The organism is Bacillus sp. FSL K6-2861 (genome assembly GCF_038630725.1).
Lineage (GTDB): Bacteria > Bacillota > Bacilli > Bacillales > Bacillaceae > Bacillus > Bacillus velezensis.
Window position 1 is genome coordinate 2,493,083 of sequence record NZ_CP152037.1, and the last position, 20,165, is coordinate 2,513,247.

3 protein-coding genes are annotated in these 20,165 nt (G+C 50.1%); all 3 read right to left on the bottom strand.

What is annotated here, in order from left to right; all coding sequences use genetic code 11:
- Nucleotides 1–62: 62 nt before the first annotated feature.
- Genes NYE62_RS12390 through NYE62_RS12400 form a run of 3 tightly spaced genes read right to left on the bottom strand, consistent with a single transcriptional unit; the run spans nucleotide 63 to nucleotide 20,165 of the window.
- Entirely contained in the window at nucleotides 63–6,278 is a 6,216-nt protein-coding gene (locus tag NYE62_RS12390; protein WP_144664564.1) for a beta-ketoacyl synthase N-terminal-like domain-containing protein, read from the bottom strand.
- The gene (locus tag NYE62_RS12395; RefSeq protein WP_342496968.1) at nucleotides 6,275–12,424 is read right to left on the bottom strand and encodes a type I polyketide synthase; all 6,150 of its coding nucleotides are present in this window, start codon (nucleotides 12,422–12,424) and stop codon (nucleotides 6,275–6,277) included. Before NYE62_RS12395 ends, NYE62_RS12390 begins: the two co-directional genes overlap by 4 nt.
- 22 nt (nucleotides 12,425–12,446) lie before the next feature.
- Complete coding sequence (locus tag NYE62_RS12400) at nucleotides 12,447–20,165, bottom strand: SDR family NAD(P)-dependent oxidoreductase (protein ID WP_144664562.1); 7,719 nt, start codon at nucleotides 20,163–20,165, stop codon at nucleotides 12,447–12,449.

A 20,165-nucleotide genomic window follows, 5' to 3' on the forward strand; every position in this document is an offset into this window, starting at 1 on the left:
GTCCAAGATTTGAAATGACCCGCCAAAGCTTACGAGTAAACCCGGCGGGCGGATATGTGAATTTACGGTCTTGTTTTGGCGGGCTGCTTCAGCATCTCACCATGCACGTTCAGTATCTTTTCCTGCAGCTGCAGGAAGCTGTGTTCTGTCATTCCGTCTGCCGAATATAAAACGCCGCAAAATTCAGAAATCGTTTCGGCTGTGCTGTCTTCTGCCAATAACGTCATATGGTTGGATACCGCCACATCCATGATGGCGATGTTTGTCATATGCTCTTCCCACTGGCTCCAATAGTTGACGAAATCAGCGGATAAAATATCGGCCCTGATCGTAAAATACGGATCAAGCTCACCCAAGAAAATACCGTTTTTATTTCGGAAATAATAGCATGTCACCCCGTTCGGATCCGGAAGCGGCAGGAGTTCGTAATCAGTGATTTCGTAAGCGTCCTGAACATTTATATTCTGCCTGATCAGATTTTTCACCAATGTGTCCGTCTTCGTTAACCCCCGCTGTTTGGCTTTTGCGATTAATTGCTCTAAAAATATGTCTTCATGAAGATCGGCATTCAGTTCATCACGATGAATTAACGTTTCAGATATGCGTTCCGGATGTTGATAGATCGGTGCAAATAAAGCCATGTTCACCGTCTGCAGCATCATATTTTTATCAAATAATTCATCAGGAATGTTTATTTCCCGCGCACCCGCCGCGTCAAAGGAGTCGAGCATGACGATTGACTCAACGGTTTCTCCAGCCAGCTGCAATTGCCGGGTGACTTCATAAGCGAGCATGCCCCCTAATGAATAGCCGCCTACATCGTAAGGACCCCGGGGCTGCACGGTACGTATGAGCTTAACGTAATATTCCGCCATGTTTTTAATGCCGCGGATCGGTTCCCGGTCTGTCATCCACCCTCTTGCCTGAATTCCGTAAAAAGGACGCCCGGTCCGTTCGGCAACAGGCTGGTACAGCTCCACTGCCCCCAGCGCGGAATGAAACCAGAAAATCGGTCTTCCCTTTCCCCCCGGGTTAAGACAGATCAGCTCGGGCGGTTCTTGATCATCTGTCTCTTCTGATATATCGTTTTGTTTCGTATGTTCCCCATGTACTTCCTCGGTGTCTTTTTGGACAGAACCGGTCAGATACCCGGCTAATGTTGCGATTGTCGGGTATTCATAGACCAGATTTGCCGTAATAGACGCTTGATAGGTTTTATTAATGGACTGAACCCATTCCACACCGATAATAGAATCCAGCCCCATCTCAATGAATGCCTCATGCTCATCAATATCTTCCGGCTTCAGAAACAGGATGTCCGCAAGGCTTTCTTTGAGCTCTTTGCGCAAAGTGCCGTCAGAGATGCCGGCAAGGGGAGTTTCTGCTTCCGGGATTTCCGGACGTACCGCGGTTTCCTCCGCTTCAGCATACTCGGGTTTCTTTATTTGTCCCGCTATATATTCCGCAAGCTCTTCAAGCGTCGGGTGTTCATACACCTTATTGGCAGTAATCTCAGTGTGGTACGTTTTATTTACTGTTTGTATCCATTCAACCCCGATAATGGAGTCAAGACCCATATCGATGAAAGGCTCATCAGCATCAATATCTTCCGGTGACAAAAATAAAATATCTGCCAGGCTTGTCCTCAATTCTTCAAGCAATGTTCTATTGTCTTCGGAAACGGCTTTTTCCGGCTGCTGGACAGAAACAGTACAATCCAAAGGCTGTAACACGATTGGCTTTTGCAATGTCTCCGGTTCAAACGCTGTCATTTCGATCTCAGTTAAAGGACTCAGAGAAATCAGCCCTTCATGTTCAGGCTGCGGCGAAGACGGGAGAACGGTTTGCGTTTCAGACTTTTTCATGGCTTGGCCTGGTAAAGAACTGTTTACATCAGCCGCCCAATACCTTTCTTTTAAAAACGGGTAGGCCGGCAGCGGCGTTTTATAATATTGTCCTCCGTCAAAAAGCCGTGTAAAAGGAAGATCATACCCTCTGCAAAAAAGGTCAGCGATATGTGCCAGGTTTTCTCTGTACTGTGCGGGCGAAGCTGCCGAGCGGCACTGTTCAATGCATTCCATTCCGAATGTTTTCATTCCGGCTTCTTCTGCCGGCTTCTGATCCTTCAAATTGGACATAAACACACCCGGAAGCTCTCTTTTTACAAGCCACTCCGATAATACCCGCTTCAGTTCGTCCGCACTGCTTACGATACAGGCAAACCGGTGATGTAAATGCTTTCTGCCGAGCAGGAGCGTATAACTTATATTTCCCAGATCGCTGTCTTTGTTCTTGCTGAGTGAATCCAGCAGGCGTTCTGCCTGAATTTCCAGCTGACGCTCCGTCCGCGCAGATAAAGGAATGAAGCAGACCGGTTTTGCCGGCGACCGGCGCACGGTTTGCGGCGCCTCTTCAATCACAAGATGGGCATTTGTTCCGCTGAATCCGAATGAACTGATGGCGGCTCTGCGCGGTGCATCCGGATTCCGTTCCCACGGTATCAGCTTTTCATTCACAAAAAACGGGCTGTCCGCAAATTGAATATGCTGATTGGCTTGATGAAAATGCAGGGAAGCCGGAATCTGCCGATGCTTCAGCGACAGCAGGATTTTAAACAGTCCGGCCATCCCCGCGGCCGCAGCGGCATGTCCGAGATTGGTTTTCACAGAGCCGATGGCGCAATATCCTTTTTTATCCGTATAGCGGCGGAAAGCGCGCGTTAAGGCGCCGAATTCGATCGGGTCGCCCAGTGCAGTGCCCGTTCCGTGAGCTTCCACCATTTGAATGGTTTCCGGATCAATGTGAAAAGTATCATAGACATGACGTTCCAATCGTTCTTGAGAAAGCGCGCTTGGAGCGGTGATTCCGTTTGTAGCGCCGTCCTGATTCATTGCAGATCCTTTTATGACGCCGTACACATGATCTCCGTCACTAACGGCGTCGCTAAGACGTTTCAGCACCACCGCTCCCACGCCTTCACCCGGCACGAACCCGTCCGCGCTTTGATCAAACGTATGGCAGCGTCCGGTCGGTGACAGCATATTCGCCTTATTTGACGATTGATAAAAAGCGGGAGTGGATTGAATGAAAACCCCGCCCGCCACCGCCATTTCCGTTTCTTTCGTCCAGAGCCCCTGACATGCCAAATGAATGGCTGTCAGCGAACTGGAACATGCTGTATCAACAGTGATCGCCGGCCCTTGTAAATTAAGATGATAGGCGATCCTTGCCGGAGTGACGGAATTGTGATTGCCCCAAAACGCCTGCGCGGGCCCCTGCTGTTTAAAAATGGCCTGGTAATCTCCGCCGCAGGAGCCGGCATACACGCCGCATTCCCGGCCTCTTACCGAGTCTCCCGCATATCCCGCATCTTCAAGCGCTTTCCATGATTCTTCCAAAAACAGCCGCTGCTGAGGGTCCATATAGGTCGCTTCACGTCCCGATATATGAAAGAAAACGGGGTCAAAACATTCAATGTCCTCTATAAAACTGCCATACTGGCATTGGCTGTCAGAGATATCCCATCTGTCTGCTTTTTTAATCAGATCCCGTCCGGCGGCTAAGTGTTCCCAAAACTCATGGAGATTCTCCGATTCAGCAAACCGCCCGCTCATCCCGATAATCGCGATCGGTTCTTTTTCAGGTAACACAGCTGCTGATTTTACTGTATCGGCCGGATCCTTTTGTTCGGGGCGGTACGTCATTTGATACGGCTCAGAAACGCTGATGACGATTTTCCCGATATTTCCGCGGTCATCCAGACAGTGATACGCTTCTTTTATGTCTTCAAAGGAAAAGATTTTTGAGATGACAGGCTGAATGACTCCCTCTTCCGCCAGCCGCTGCAGTTCCAATTGATAGTCCTTGACCTGGTCCGGATTTTGAAGGGACAGCTTCCGCAAATCCACGCTGTGAAACGATTGATTGTTATGAAGGACGGACAAGTCGACTGATTTAGCGGATTTCAGCGCAGTCATGGCAATTTCGATATATCTTCCGCCCGGCGCCAGGCAATTCATTCCTTTTTGCAAGGCATCACCGGCCAGGGTATTAATGACAACATCCACCCCACGGCCGCCGGTCATTCGCATGATTTCCGTTTCAAAATCTTCTTCTAAATAGCAGATGGTATTGCGGACCCCGAGCGAATGCAAATACTCAATTTTTTTCTGTGATCCGGCCGTGGCATATATTTCCGCGCCGATATGCCGGGCCATTTGCACCGCGATCAGCCCCGTTCCTCCCGTCGCGGTCTGAATTAATATTTTTTCGCCTTTTTTAAGTCCGGCTTTCCGGAAGGCGTCTATCATGGTCACCGCCACGGTGGGAAGAGCGCATGCTTCTTCAAAGGTCAGCCGGGCCGGTTTATGATAGACTTGATGTTCTTTACATGTGATGAGATTCGCCTGAGATCCAAATTCCTCTCCCATGCCGACAATCACTTCATCACCTGGAATGACGGATGTTACATGCCTCCCTGCCTTGATCACGACGCCGCTTGCTTCAAATCCCGGAGTGAACGGATAAGGCGGCATCGTCGGGTACAGCCCTCTGACACAAAGCAAGTCTCCGAAGTTTAAAGAAAAGGCGCGGACGGCTATTTGAACTTCGTCATCTTTTGTCTCGGGCACCTCACTGCGGGCAATCGTCAGATCTTCAATGCCGCCCGGACGGTCAATCACAACCCGGAACATTCCCGAGTCATCGGACTTTGCGAAAGAAGGCGGCATACGTTCTTGTTTCGGTTTCTGATAACCGTTTTCCTTTCTTTCCGTCTGCAGAGGTTTTTCAGCAGGCCGTTCTTCCTGAAGCGCCGGGCGGATTTTCGCTCTATCGGTCTTCAGAGACGAGGCTATGATGGTTTCGTATTCTTCCGAGATATAACCGGTCAGCAGTTTCACATGATAGTAATCAAATAAAATCGTTGTCTGCAGTGTAAGATTCAATCGCTTATTAATCTCGTTAATCACATTGACGGCCAGAATGGAATCAATGCCGTATTCAGAGAAGTTCAGTTCTTCCTGAATATCCTCTTCTTTCATTTTTAATACATCGGCAATACTTGTTTTGATGACAGAGCGGACATGGGAAGCGACCGATTCCCCATCAGCCTTAACAGCTTGATGCACCTCTGGCGCGCGGCTGCGGGAAACAGGCTGCGCGGGCTTTCGGAAAACTTCGGCCGGGGCGGCGTATGGCTTTCTGCCGTCTCTGATCCCTTGCATCCGAACGAGTCCGTCACTCTCAGCTGCGATAATCTGCTGGCCTAAATCATGAGCCGTTTCAGCAGGGAAACAAACCGCTCTGTATCCTTCCGAATGCAGCACACGCTCCCACGATTTTGGATATAGGCCGGGACTTCCCGGAATCCGAAGCTCAGCATCCTCATAGGACCACCAGCCGTCAAGCAGCCCGAAGGTTAAATGGGTAAAAACAGAACGATCGCTGATTTCGTTTATCAAAATCATCCCGTTGTATTTCAGGAGCGCTTTCAGACGGCGCAGTGTCAAACCGATATTTTTTGTGGCGTGAAGCACATTGGCGGCGATGACAATATCGTAAACACCCGTTTTGATATTTTGTGATTCGCAAGGCTCCTCTGCATTAAACAAGGCTGTTGTCAAATACGGCACATCAGGTCCGTATTCCTGTTCGGCATGCATTAAAAAAGCTTTAGAAACGTCCGTATAACAATATTCCGCAATCTGTTTTGCAAATGGTTTCAGTTTTGTAAACAGCATGGCGCTCGTTCCGCCCGTCCCGGCCCCTACTTCTATCAGCCTGATACGGGCATCGGGGTGTTCTGTAAGATAGGCTTTCAGGTAAGCGGCCGCGGAATCTGCTAACACTTCATTAAAATAATCCGCGACAGGATTATGCTTATAAACACCTTCAACGAGCCGCATTGATGAATCGGGAAATACGATATCCGTAGCCGGACGTTCTCCTTTTAAAATGGAAGGCATCGCTTTTATCGTCGCCTCGGCCAATTCAGCTTGCGCAAGCTCCCCATTGGGAAGCAGGCGTTTATGGGCATTCCACTCATTCCAGACTGTGCGGCCGTCCGGGCGCTGATCCGTGAGAAGAGTGACCGTGTATCCGTCATACGCGATATATCCGTTTTCTTTTAATAGATTCAGGCTTTCTTCCAGCCATCTGCCGTATGTGCCGATCACGCCGGCGCTCCGCATGGATGCTGCAGGTGTAGTGACAGGCTCGCTGAAAAAACCGATTGACTGTAATTGGTAAAAGAGCAGTTTGCAAAGAAGGCTGTTCATATGCGCAACTCCATTTCTCGTTTTAAAGTCTCAAGCCGTTCATTCCGATCCGGATTTTGCCGCTTGACGCTTTCCATAAATGAAGGCTTCGGGCCGGATACAACCGATATTGCATCTTGATCCGTCAGCGCGGCTAAGCCGTGCGGAGCAGCTTTGATGAATGCCGCTTGGCTGAACGGTTCTGATAGTAAGACTTCCAGCGCCTCCATTGCTTCATCGGGTTCAATAGAACCGATCCCTGACGCCTCCATCCGTTTTCTGTAAGACGGGTCTGATACAACACCCAGACTGCCCCAATATCCCCAATTCATGACTTTCACTTCACAATCAAGCAAGGAAGCGATATGGCGGGCAAAGGCGTCTTGAAATGTACACCCTGCCGCATAGTTGCTTTGCCCGGCATTTTTTGTGAAAGAATTAACGGATGAGAAAAACAGCACAAAATCAAACGGTTCTTCCTTAAAAGCTTCGATCATTCGGACGCTCGTATTCACCTTAGCTGAATAAGCGTTTCTGAAAGAAGCTTCATCCATATTCGCCATACTTTTGTCGGCAAGCGTTATCGCGGAATGGATGACTCCCGTTATATTGCCGTATTGCTCTCTTACGGAACGGACGGCCGCTTTAAGCGCTGCGGCATCTTGAGCATCAGCCTGTATATAATGCGGCGCGGGGCCTGATAGCGCCAGCCTGTCTATTTTGCTCTGAATCTCCTGATCCTTCGGCCGCCTGCCGATCCATATCATCCGTGCCTTGTAACGGGTGATCATGTATTTGCTCCATGCTTCTCCGATGCCGCCCGCTCCGCCGATGACAGCATAAACGCCGCCTTCTCTGTACGACATACGCGGAGCGGAACTTGTCAGCACCCGGACTGTTTTTTGCTTGTGCCAAGCTCCGTTACGGTACGCGGCAGCATTTCCGTCCGGATCTGGAGGAAGGCGCCAGATGTTTTTCATCTCAGACGAATCACTGCCTTCTTCTGCATCAATCAGCCTGATGTCCCAGTTCGGATATTCTTTTGCCAATGAACCGATCAAACCGTGTACGCCTGCATGCTCAGGCTGCGGCAGATCACCCGGATACACGGACTGTGTCTGCCGGGTCACCGCCGTAAAGCTGATGTTTCGGTTTCCATACCCGAGTGACAGCAGCGCTTTGATGAAACGGAAACATTGAATCACCCCATTCTCCTGCTCATCAAGCATTTCCTGACTGACGGATGCGGGTGCGAAACGATCCGGCGCAATCCATAAGAAATGGCGGATATCCTGATACCCGGCTGTCAATTCACGTAATGTTTGCTCGCTTGAATGATCCGGCGTCTCCGCCAGATGGGCGCGGGGCCACATTTTTGCCGCAGCCTTTATGGTATTTCCCGGCTTTCCGATGATCAGCAATTGTTCCTCAACCGCTCGATTTTCTTCCAGAGAAAAGAAAGTTTTGTCCCAAACAGGGGCAAGCATCGCCGTCTGAACTTCCTGCCGTTTGCTTTCGGTTTGGTTTGTCTGCTGGACAGCCCGGCAGGAGAAGCCTGTTAATCTCATACAAACAGCGCCGTTTTCATCACATAAATCAATATCCAGCGTCAGCGCTCCGTTATCTGACCGATCGCTCTGTTTGCGGACAAGCGCCCACATCGTTTTCTGAGTCGGCTGAAATATTTCTGCCTGCCGCAGGGAAAACGGCAGCATCGGAGTGTCTCCGGCAGTATCTGAACCGGCACCCAGTGACGCCTGAAACGCGGCATCTAAAAGACTCGGATGGATGACAAACTGATCGGCGGTACTGTCTGCCGATTCCGGCAGCGACAGCCGGGCTGCAGCTCCCCTCTCTCCGATCATCAGCTGATCAATTCCTTGATGGCTCGGCCCGTATATCATACCCGCATGCCGGAAAGCCTGATAAACCTCATCAGACGTCATAACCGATTGGCTGCAGCCGGACAGCCAGCCCTCTAAGTGAACTGACGGAACCGCTGCTATCTCTCCTGATACCGCGGTGCCTTTACTGTATATAATCCGTTCTCCCCCGGGTTCTTCCGATAGGCTGTAAATCGTAAATTCAATGTCTTCATTTCCCTTAAGGATAAGGCTGATATGGACTTCTACATCCGTCCCCTTATGAACGACAGGCCTCATCCATATGAGATCTTTCAAATACATTCCTTCACGTCCGTCCGGCACAGCGTATGCGGCACGCTCAACGGCCGCCCTGGCCATTTCGATCACGGCGGCTCCCGGGAGCACCTTCTCCCCATTGACTGTGTGGTCAGTGAAAAAGAATTCCCGTCCGGTAAAAACGGATGTGAATTTCAGCTCCCACAGATCGGATGTGTTTTCATGAAGCAGCGGATGGATCACCGTTTTGCCGCCATCCCTTTTTGAAACCGCCTCTGCTTCATCTTGAATCCAGCATCTGACCTTTGCAAACGGATAGGCGGGAAGACTGATTCTCCGGGGTTTTTGTCCCGAATATAACAAGTTCCAGTCCACATCGACTCCCTGCACCCACATGTTCAGCAAATGACCGTACTTTCTCTTTTTCAGCCATTTAACCATGGCTTCCTGCAAATCTTCATCAGATTCAAACACAGCCACTGTCTCATGATTTCGCTTCGCCCGCCCCCTGTAAAGATGCGGTGCGTTTTCATTTTCCAAGTACGATCTGAGCTTGTCCTCCAGCTCCTTAAGAGAGTCCGCAATGAAAGCCAGCCGCTCATCCATCGCTTCCCGCCCCGCTTGTAAAGTGTATGCGACATCAAATAAGTCCGGCTTATCCGTATGCTTCTTTTGAAGAAAAGCAAGAAGGCGCTCCGCGTATTCTGTCAGACGCTCCCCATTTTTCGCAGACAGCAGAATGACAGCCGGCTCTTGGCTGCTGATTGCTTGTTTGACAGGAGCCTCATATTCTTCAATAATGATATGCGCGTTAGAACCGCCCGCACCAAAGCTGCTGATCCCCGCCCTGAGCGGCTGTTCTGCTCCGTCTGCGGCAATCCGTTTCCAATCTGTTAATTCCCGGCAGACGGAAAACGGTCCTTCGTCAAATTGGATATTCGGATTTAAAACATCTGCATGCAAAGATGGGGCGATTTGTTTGTGCTTCATCTGCAGCAGCACTTTTGTGACAGCGGCGATGCCTGCTGCCGATTCCCCATGTCCGATATTTGATTTGACAGACCCGATGAGACATGTTTCAGGAACATCACCGAATGCATCGGTTAAAGCCCGGATTTCAATCGGATCGCCTAATTTCGTCCCTGTCCCGTGCGCTTCCACATAGCTGATCTGGCCCGGAGAAACCCCCGCCTCCTGTAAAGCTTGAGAAATGACTTCGCTTTGCGCCTTGGGGTTCGGTACGGTGTAACCGCTCGCTCTTCCGCCGTGATTAATGGCAGCTCCCTTAATGACGCCGTAAATCCGATCTCCGTCTTGTACGGCGTCTTCTAAACGTTTAAGAAGCAGCACCCCGACCCCTTCTGCCGGAATATAGCCGTCACCCCCGGCGCCGAAACTCCCGCAGTGTCCTTTAGATGAGATGAACTGCCCCTGGCTCAGCATGAAGTACTTGTTAGGATGAACGGTGAGATTCACTCCGCCGGCAAGCGCCGCGCGAATCCGATGATCCCGCAGATCCCGGCACGCCATGTACAATGAAGTCAGCGAACCCGAACACATCGTATCGACCGAAATGCTCGGCCCTTGAAAATCACAAAAATAGGAGACACGGTTAGCAATGGATGAAATCCCACCGGGGAGCCCGATATGCCGTCCTTTCACTCCCGCTTCAGCGGCGAATAGCGGGTATTCCTGATACATGACACCGGCATACACACCTACCTGACGGCCCAGTTCAGGTGATGTCCTCGTATATCCCGCATCCTCCATGGCCATCCACGCATGCATTAAAAACAGCCGTTCCTGAGGATCAAGGTGTTCCGCTTCACGGGGGGAAATCTTAAAGAACTCAGGATCAAAATCGGCGATCCCGTCAATGAATCCGCCCCATTTGCTGTAGATCGCTCCCGGCGCCGTCCGGTCCTCGGAAAAGTAATGTTCCCATTTCCAGCGGTCTTTCGGAATTTCGGTAATACAATCCTTTCCTTGTTTGAGATTTTCCCAAAACGCATTGATATCATCGGCCTGCGGATACTTGCCGGAAATCCCGACAATGGCAATATCCAGCGGTTTTCCTTTCGTTTTCTGACGGCTTTGATTCCCGGACGGGGCAAAAGACGCATTTTCAAGCCGATTTGGCTGAAGCACTTCTTTCACAGACGCGTTTTTCAATTCCGCCAGCTGTTCCCCGGTATGACTGAGGACTGCGGCATCAAATGAGAGAAACCCGTCTTTTTTATGTTTGATTGTATTCACCACATAGGCGGTATCAGACATGACAGGTCCGTAAAGCGTCAGCCTCTCAATCATGAGCGGGACGTGAATCCGCTTTTTCAGCTGCAATTCTTCTTCACCGAGCGACATATAACAAGAATTCAATATAAGCGGGTCAAATGCAAAGTGACGCAGATCGCCTTTTTCTTTTTTTCCTGATAAGTCCAGCTGCAATAAAAAGGAGCTCTCACTCATTTTGTATCCCGCCGTTACCGTTTTCAGCATCGGGCCTATCGTGAAGTCGGCAACCGAATCGTACAGACGGGAAATAACATCCGGCGCCACCTTTTGTGCATGCGCCTTCATTTGTTCAACGTCATACGATTTTTTTACGGGTGCCTCTGTATATCTGCTTATTTCTCCTTCGGCACACGTCTTCCGGCTTTCTTTACCGGAGACAGTGCAGCTTGCGGTAAAGCGTTCGGCACTCTTTTCTGCCGCAAATGAAATGTCAATCTGTGCGGCCTCTCCCGGCTCCAGCGTGACGGGCCCGCCCGTAAAGCGGATATCTTTCAGCTCGGCGGGATACGTGCCGGAATGAGACGCTCCGGATGCTTCAAGCACCAGACACGGATACACTACACCCATCAGTGCCGGTTTGCCGAAAACCAGATGATCCTGAAGGAATGCTTCATGTTCATAGAAAGTAAATGTCTGACTGACTGATTGCGTTTCAGAGACCGGTGCTGCATCCGCGACAAGGCCGGAAGATTCTTCTGTTCCTTTTGTTTTTATGTCTTCAAGCAGTTCGGATATGCTGCTGCACTCAAATAAAAGAGTCGGATTCAGCCGCAGATCAAACGCCCCTTCGATGTCTTTAATAATGGCCAGAAGCTGTGACGATTCAAGGCCTAATTCAAAAAATACGGTGTGCGCATCATTTCTTGTGACAGGACGGCCTACGTATGTTGAAAAAATGCGGTATAAGGTTTCCTCCATCTGCTGAACGCCTGGTATCAGCTGCCGGTCTGTCCGCACCTTTTTGGCTGTCAGGCCGAGCAGTGAAGCAATATGCGCACCGCTGGGGTTGTAAAAGTCAATATCCATTTTCACCATTTCAGAAGGCGTGCCGAATTTTTTCGAAATCACCGCGTAACAGCGCTCCGTAACGGTTTCAGCGGCAATAAACGAATCATAATAAATCGGTAAAAACAAACCGGCGCCTGCAGCTGTCTGCAATACGCCGGAGGCCATGGCGGCACCGTCCATCAGCGCGGGATGAAAGAGAGCGCCGGGGAGATTTTCCTGGCATGAATCAGACTGCCGAATATCAAGGAAACATTCCTCTTCATTTGCATAGATCTCTCCCTCCGGCTTCATCAGCCCGTCATGCGACAGTCCGCGGCTTCTCGCGTCTTCGTAAACCGTATGCAAGGAGACTGATGGAAGCGCAACTTGTTTTTTCTCTTCCGCGTCAAGGCGCTTATCTGATGAGAAAACCCCTTCATGCACCTCCGCTGATAAGAAAACCGTCCCGGAATCCGCCCCGCAAATCGAGGCAGTCCAGAACTCCTTTTCTTTACTGAATATGACACTCACATCAAGCCGCTCTGACCGTTTCACTGATAAAGGATGATAAATGGTCACCCGTTTCAGACAGATGGAACGGAATGAAAGATCAAGGCTTTGCTTTGCCAGCTGATACAGCATATCAATATAGGCCAGACCGGGCATGACAGATTCTCCGTGAACAAGATGGTGTTTCATAATGGGATGTTCTGCGGTCAGGCGCAGATTCACTGTTTTTTTCATGGTTCGTCCCCTTTTAAAAACGTCACGTTGTCACCTGCCAAAACGAGTCTGCAGGTGCAGTGCTTGTCTCTGCTTTTTTCTCATATTTCTTTAAAAGATCCGCAATGTCTGTTTTTTCATTACTTGTTTTTTCCGCTTCATTCTCCGTGCTGTTCCAGCCGCCCAAAAGCGGGTAGTGTTTTTTTCTGAATTCCGGCGGCTGAGGCGCCCGGTGATGTTCCCCCTGTCTTTCACCTCTGTATTCTTCAACGAGGATATGAGCATTTGTCCCGCCGTCAGGAAATGAACTCTGAGCTGCGACGCGGGGTTTCTTCTCTGAATGCCAATCAACGGGTTCACGATTAAAATGAATACGCGACGCTTCAAAGTCATAATGTTCAAATGGCTCACGCGCTGATAAGAAAGGCGGAATCTGCTTATGATAGACGCTCAGCACACATCGGATGAAGCCCGCAAGACCTGAAGACAGAAGCAAATGCCCCACATTCGGTTTCACCGATCCGATCCGGCAGGGCAGAAGCGTTTTCCGGTTCAGCTGATAGACATCTGAGAGTGCCTTGATTTCCACCGAATCAACGATTGGGGAACCGCCTCCGTTCACTTCTATATACCCAATGTCTTCGGGCGACTTTTCCGCCATGTCAAGCGCAGTTTGAATGGCGTCTCTCTGCGCTCTTATATTCGGTGAACCGGGACCGAGCGTCCGGCCGTCATTGTTTACCGAGACGGCTTTTATGACGCCGTAAATACGGTCTCCGTCCCGTACCGCATCGCTCAATCGTTTGATAAAAACCGCCCCCGCTCCTTCTCCGAGCACTTCTCCCGCTGATTCACGGTCGAATATATGAAACACGCCGTTCTCATTTAAAATATGGCGCGCTCCGAATAACCGGTGCGCGGACGGAGATAAGAGCAGACTCACCGAACCGACTAAGGCCGCGTCAATCCTTCCGGCCAAAAGGGCGTCTTTTGCAAAGGACAGCCCGATCAGCCCTGAGGAACATGCTGTATCCACGACAAGGCTCGGCCCTGTGACATTCAAAAATCGTGAAATGTTGGCCGCCAAATAGTTTTGTCCCGCCCCCAAAATCGGGTTAGGCGCCTGCAGGATATGTTCCATACCGGCTGAAGGCTGCGCCCTGCCGCCGATGTACACGCCGACTTTCCGGCCCGATAAATCCTTTTGGCCGTACCCGGCATCATAAACAGAATGAACCGCTTCTTCTAATATGATCCGCGCCTGCGGGTCCATAATTGCCGCGTCTTTTTCAGAGATGCCGAAAAAGCCCGCATCAAACATGTCGATATCATCAATCCACCCCGCATAATCCTTTGCATGTGCTGTTGCATGCCAGCGCGATGCGGGAACAGGCCGAATGGCGGTGTTCCCTTTCATCAGCAGCTCCCAAAAAGCATCCGTTCCGCCCGCCCCCGGAAAACGGCAGGACATGCCGACGACGGCAATATCGTCTTCGGTATCCGCTTTCGGCTTCATGGATGTTCTCTCTTCAGCGGCGGCGGTTAAATCAGGCTCTACGTCCCTGTCTTGAACGAAACCATTTTCTTTTGTCACAAAATCAGCTTCATGATGCGCTGCGAAATAGTCAACCATTTCTGTAATCGTTTGATATTGAAGCATTAAGGACGGTGTTAACTTTATGCTGATCCGTTTTTGCAATGATTGAACCAATTCCGCAAAGAGTATTGAGTCAATCCCGTATTCATCAAACGGCATATCATCTTTTATCTGCTCATCCGTCATTTTCAGTTCTTCGCTGAAAACGGTGCGCACCCATTGACGAATCATATCCTTCACCTTTTGGTCACCGGCAGTGCTTTTTTTCATGGGAGCTTCAGCTTTCTTCACCTTCAGAAGATCACCAAAATCAGGCTCACTGTCTTCGGGAACACAAGGAATTCCGCAGCTTTGTCCGTTTAAAATGATGTAATCTAAAAACTTCAGTCCGTCTTCGGCAGACAGCCTGGAAAGTCCTGATTTTTGATAAGCAGGTGTTTCCGGCAGGCCTTCAGCCATGCCGGTTTCTTTCCAGACGGGCCATTGAACGGCTTTAACAAACACGTTTCCTTTACCTGCTTGATGATTTGCAAAAGAGTCCATAAATGAATTAGCCATCGCGTAGTCACTTTGCCCCGCAGCAAGCGAAGGGATCAGGCCCGAAACGGATGAGAACAAAATAAAAAACGACAGCGGCTCATTCTGAACGGCTTCATAGAGACCGCGAAGCCCTGTTACTTTCGGCTCACAAACGCTTTCGATTTCAGTTTCGGTTTTGTTATAAAAAGCGGGGTGTTCTCCCATTGCGCCCGCGCAATGAAAAACGCCGGTAATCGGCCCCATCGTGCCGCGGATGCCGTCCGTCATGTTCCGGAGCCCCTTTTGATCCGTAAGAGAAACGCTGTAATAACGGATCTCCGCGCCCCGCTCGGCTAACCTCTGCATCCGCTCGGCTTTTTCCGGGAGAATGCCGTCCTTTTTCATGTCTGCCCACTCTGAGGAATCGGGAAGCGGCTCCCGCCCCATGATGACCAGTTTCCTGCAGCCGCGTGAAACGGCATGCTCCGCCGCAATTGCGCCGATTCCGCGCGATCCGCCCGTTATTAACAGCACATCATCAGACGAATAGGAAAGCTCAGGCGCCGCCGAAACATTCATACCCTGCTTCAGAAACGGCACATAACGGCGATTCAGCCTGTAGCAGCATTCACTGACGCTTTTGGCCCGCGGCTGTAAAAATTCAATCTCAATCTGTCTGCTTAATTCTTCTGTATGCTCAATCTCACAATCGCTATCTATCGTAAAAGAATGAATGTTGGCATACTCAGCGCCCAGCATCCGGTACAGCCCCGCCGTTTTCGCCCCTTGCATCAGAGGTTTACTTTCCTTGAAAGGCTGGAGGCGGTGTGTCACTTGGCTGAACACAGCGCCGCTATGACGGAGTGATTCCAGAGCCTGCTGTAAAAAGGCAAGCTTTCCGTGTTCTATCTCTTCCTGCCGTTCATATTCCGCGTCATATGCGGTTATGTCGACGACCCCGAGTATCTGTTTGTTTTGAAGAGACTCCCGCACTCTGCCGTAAAGGTTTCGCCCCGATGCGGCGGCATAATAATCGGCGCCGTCTTTTGCCTGATGGATGAAGCAGATCGTTTCAATATGGCCGTTTCCTTTAAAAAGAGCATCGGCCAATCGGCTCGTCTTATCAGTTGCAAGTATCATTACTGTTCCTGATAATGCTTCAGATTCCGCCGGATCTTGCTGCTTCCAGTCTTTTTGAAGAATGATCTTTTGGTTTTCCGCCGGTTCGTCTGTCTGTTTCCGGATATCCGCAGGCACAGGCACCCAATACCGCTCCTTCGCGAACGGATATACAGGAAGGCTGACCCGTTTCGGCTTCTCTCCTTCGTATAACAGGCTCCAGTCAACGGCGGCTCCTTTTGCCCACTCAGTGAGCAATCTGGAATATTGCTTGTTTTTCAGCAGCTCGGCCATTCCACTTGATGAAATATCATCTTGAGCACGTCCGCGGAAACATCCTTCAATTTCTGTTTTCCGTTCAAGCACATCCTTCAGCTTCGCTTGCAGGCCGCAAACGGATGTAACGATAAATGCCAGCCGTTCAGGCATCGCTTCTCTGCCAGCTTGAAGCGTGTAGGCCAGGTCTTTAAGGTTGACTTCTTTTTCCCGTAAAAAGCGGTCATACCGTTTGACATATTCTAATAGGCGTTCTTCATTTTTTGCCGAAAGCAGAAACAGAACCGGCTCGTCTTCCCGTATATTTACCGATTTCTTTTCAGCCTGCGGCGGCAGATATTCTTCTATGACAAAATGGGCATTGCTCCCGCTGGCGCCAAAAGAACTTAAACCCGCTCTTCTCGGCTGGTCAGAATGTGACGGCCGTTGCCATTCTTCCAGCCGGTCCGCCACATAAAACGGCGTGTCCGGAAACGGAATATGGGGATTCAGCGTGTCCGCGTGCAATGACGGAAAGATTTCTGCATGCTTCAGCTGCAAAAGCACCTTTGTTAATCCGGCGATTCCGGCTGCTCCTTCTAAATGGCCGATATTTGATTTGGCAGAGCCGATGGCGCAAAACCGCTTCTTGTTTGTCCATTTGCGGAAAGCGCGGCTCAGCCCTTCAATTTCAATCGGATCACCCAGAGACGTGCCTGTTCCGTGGGCTTCAATATAGCTCAGTGTCTCCGGATCAATGCCGGCACCCCGAAAAGAATCTGTAATGACTTCCGCCTGTGATGCCGGATCAGGCACGGTCAAACCGGATGTTTTTCCGACATGGTTTAAAGCGGAGCCTTTTATGACGCCATATATCGGACAGCCCATTCTTTCCGCTTCTTGAACGGTTGTCAGTAACACCGCGCCGACGCCTTCTCCCGGCACATAACCGTCACCGCCGTCGGCGAAGCTTTTGCAGACGCCTTCTGAAGACAGAAATCCGGCATTCGCCAAAAACGCATATTTATGCGGGTGTGTGACCGCATTCACACCGCCGGCAAGGGCGAATTCGCACTCCCCCCTTTTAATGCTTTCACATGCCAAATGTATGGATGTGAGCGAAGAAGAGCACATCGTATCCACAGCCATTGACGGTCCCGTAAAGTTCAGGCAGTGAGACACGATATTCGGAACAGAGGCAGGCGTCACGCCCATAGACAGCGGTGTGCCCCGCTGTGTGATTTCAGCCCCGAACAGCTCATAATGGCTCCAAAACACACCTGCGAATACCCCGACGCGTTTTCTCTTTTGCGAAGATGGCCCGCGCGCCGTTCTGTCCTGATAAAAACCGGCATCTTCACAAGCTTCCCAAGCCGTCTCTAAAAACAGCCGCGCCTGCGGGTCCATCATTTCAGCCTGGCGAGGAGTCAGATTGAAAAACAGCGGATCAAAGCTGTCTATGCGATCTAAAAATCCTCCGTAACGGTAGAACTGATCTGCTTCATATGAGAAAGGATAACCTTTCCATCTGTCTTTCGGCATTGTTGTGATGCAGTCTTTCCCCGAGCGCAGATTTTGGTAAAATTCATCAATGCTTCCCGCCTGCGGGTATTTTCCCGCCAATCCGATTACCGCAATATCGCGCTCTTCTGTATGTCTCTCTTGTTTTCGGCTCCTTCTCTTTACAGCTGCATGGGATAATGAAGAGCGGTTCTTGTCTGCCATCGGAACCAATCGGGCCATGCTCTCAGTTACAGCGGGCTCCTTCCCGTATAAAATAACGGATTGCAGCTTGCCGAGACGCAGCATATATTCAAGTGCAGCCATCCCTTCCCCGGCCGGAAGCGGGCTGGTGCCAGTTGCATCATTCATGATCTCTTTCATCAAGCTGTCAACCTGCATGCCACCATCTTCCCAAAGCGGCCAGTTGATCGTCATAGAAGCCCCGGTCCGTTCGCCTTTTTCCGCTCTGCAATCGCGATATTTCATATATTCATCCATAAAAGCGTTCGCTGCGGCATAATCTATTTGGCCCGCATTTCCGGCCAACGCCGAGAATGAGGAAAATACGGCGAAAAACTCAAGCGGTTCATTCCGTGAAGCTTCGTCCGCATGAATCAGGCCGCTGATTTTCGGCAGGAACACCCCCTTCAAGTCAGAACTGTCTTTTTGGATGATAAATTGATCTTTTAAAACACCGGCGCAATGAAAAATGCCCGTCAGCCGGCCGAAGGTTTCTGTAATCTGAGCAAATGCCCGCTCTGTTTCGGCTTTGCTGCCGATGTCCGCTTGAACGTAAAGAACTTCTGCGCCCAATGCTTTCAGTCTGCTGATCTTCTCAGACTGTTCCGGCGAACGGCCGATGAGTGCGAGCTTCACTTTTTCTTTTTCTGCAAGGTGACGGGCAAGCAGAAATCCAAGACCGCCGAGGCCTCCTGTAATGACATATACGCCGTTTTGTTTCCAAGGAGACTGTGTCTGCCCGTCCAGTTTCTCAATACGTTCGAACAATCTGATCTGCCGCATATTGTCTTTATACCGAATGTCTGTACATCCTGCATGAGAGCAGTCTGCTTCTGTTCTAATGATTGCGGCCGTCTCACTTGGCAATTTCTCATTCTTTTCACAGAAGGTGATGACCTGAATGCGAAGAGCCGGATTTTCCAGATGTGCCGTTTTCAGCATAGCCCCGAGAGCGGAAGACAATGCCGCTCCATTCTCAACGGCGCATACAAGCTGAATCAATGTATGTTCTTTCGGATGGTCTGTCAGTTCCCGTTTGAGCATACGAAATATGCGCTCGGCATCTGCTCCAAACTGCTCATCTGCAGCCTCATGCTCCCTTTTCAGTTCTATCACTTCCGCTTCCGGGCAATGTATGACGAGTTCACCTGTGAGACGGGGTTCTGCATCGGCAGCGATAATGAGATGACGGGTGTGTTTTTGCCCGTTCTGCACCGCCGTTCCCAGCGGATGATCTTTCCAGGCGGGTTCAAAAAACAGAACTTCATCAGCAATGTCAGCGTCTGATGTATGCCGTTCTTTTGCCGAACCTTTCAGCACACAGCCCGCTTCATTGATAAGGTAATCCGCAAGGCGGCGGACAGATGAATATTCAAAAAGCAGTGTCGGATAAAACTGCTGCTGAAAAGTCTGCTCTAATATCTTTACAAGCTTCAGCAAATGCGCCGAGTCAAGCCCCATATCATAAAAGCCTTTCCTCACATCAATATCCTGTGCCGGACGATTGACCAGCCTGGCGATTTCCGACTTTATGTAAGTCACCATGTTTTGTTCCGGCGTTTGCTGTTCAGACACGTCTTCTGCGGCCACAGAATTTTCCGACTCACCACGGCCGCTTCTGTTCTGCTGAGGCGGCTTCTCTTTGTCTATCAGATGGGTAATCATATTCGCTTGTCTGACCCTTTTTACTGTCAGTTTCTCACATTCGGCCAATACGTTCCCTGCCCTGTCGTAAATCGTGAAGTCGGCCGAATAAACATCAGGTTCGCTATCTGATACGCCGCTTTCAGTGCGGCTGTTTTTCGCAGAATAAGTGTAAATCGTTTTCGGAAACGGCTGATACATGCAAAAACGATTGATCATAAAAGGAATATAAGGTGTGTCATTCTGCTTTTGGGCCGACAATGCAAAGGAAGAGCCGGCAAGGGTGGACGCATCCAAAAAAGCCGGATGCGCCTTAAATTTCTCCCGGAATCCTTCAGCCAAATCACTCAGAGTAAGCTCCATTAATTCTTCTTTATCCTGAAGCTGATAAACGGCCCCTTCATTTTTCATAAACTCGCCATGCTCAATATGGCTTCTTCTTGCAATTCCATAAATGTCATGCATGTCCCATTTTCGGCTTGCGTTTTTCATGAACGCTTCAATATTCAGTTCTTTTGCCCGCGGCGTGTCTTCTTGCAAATAAAGCTGGCATTCCATATTCTCATCCCGGTTTCCGCCAAGCGGTGTGCCGTTTTTTGCTTTTTCGCTAGTAATCTCAACTTTCCAGCTGTCACACGCCGGCGTAAAGGTCACATACAGGTGTTTATCAAACTCTTCAGATGTTACAACAGGCTGCTTAAAAATAATCTGTCTTAATTCTATAGGCCGTTCACCGAGATACCCGGCGGCGAGCCGATACAGCATATCTATTAAAGTCACGCCCGGGAGGACGCGGATTTGATGAACGCGATGATCCCGGACGATATAATTCGTATGGCTGATTTTCTGCAGGAACGTTTTGACTTGATCGGTGGCAACTGCCAA

Bases quoted from the DNA above. Each gene is read 5' to 3' on its own strand.
- NYE62_RS12390 (WP_144664564.1), bottom strand. From the start codon at position 6,278: ATGAACAGCCTTCTTTGCAAACTGCTCTTTTACCAATTACAGTCAATC.
- NYE62_RS12395 (WP_342496968.1), bottom strand. From the start codon at position 12,424: ATGAAAAAAACAGTGAATCTGCGCCTGACCGCAGAACATCCCATTATG.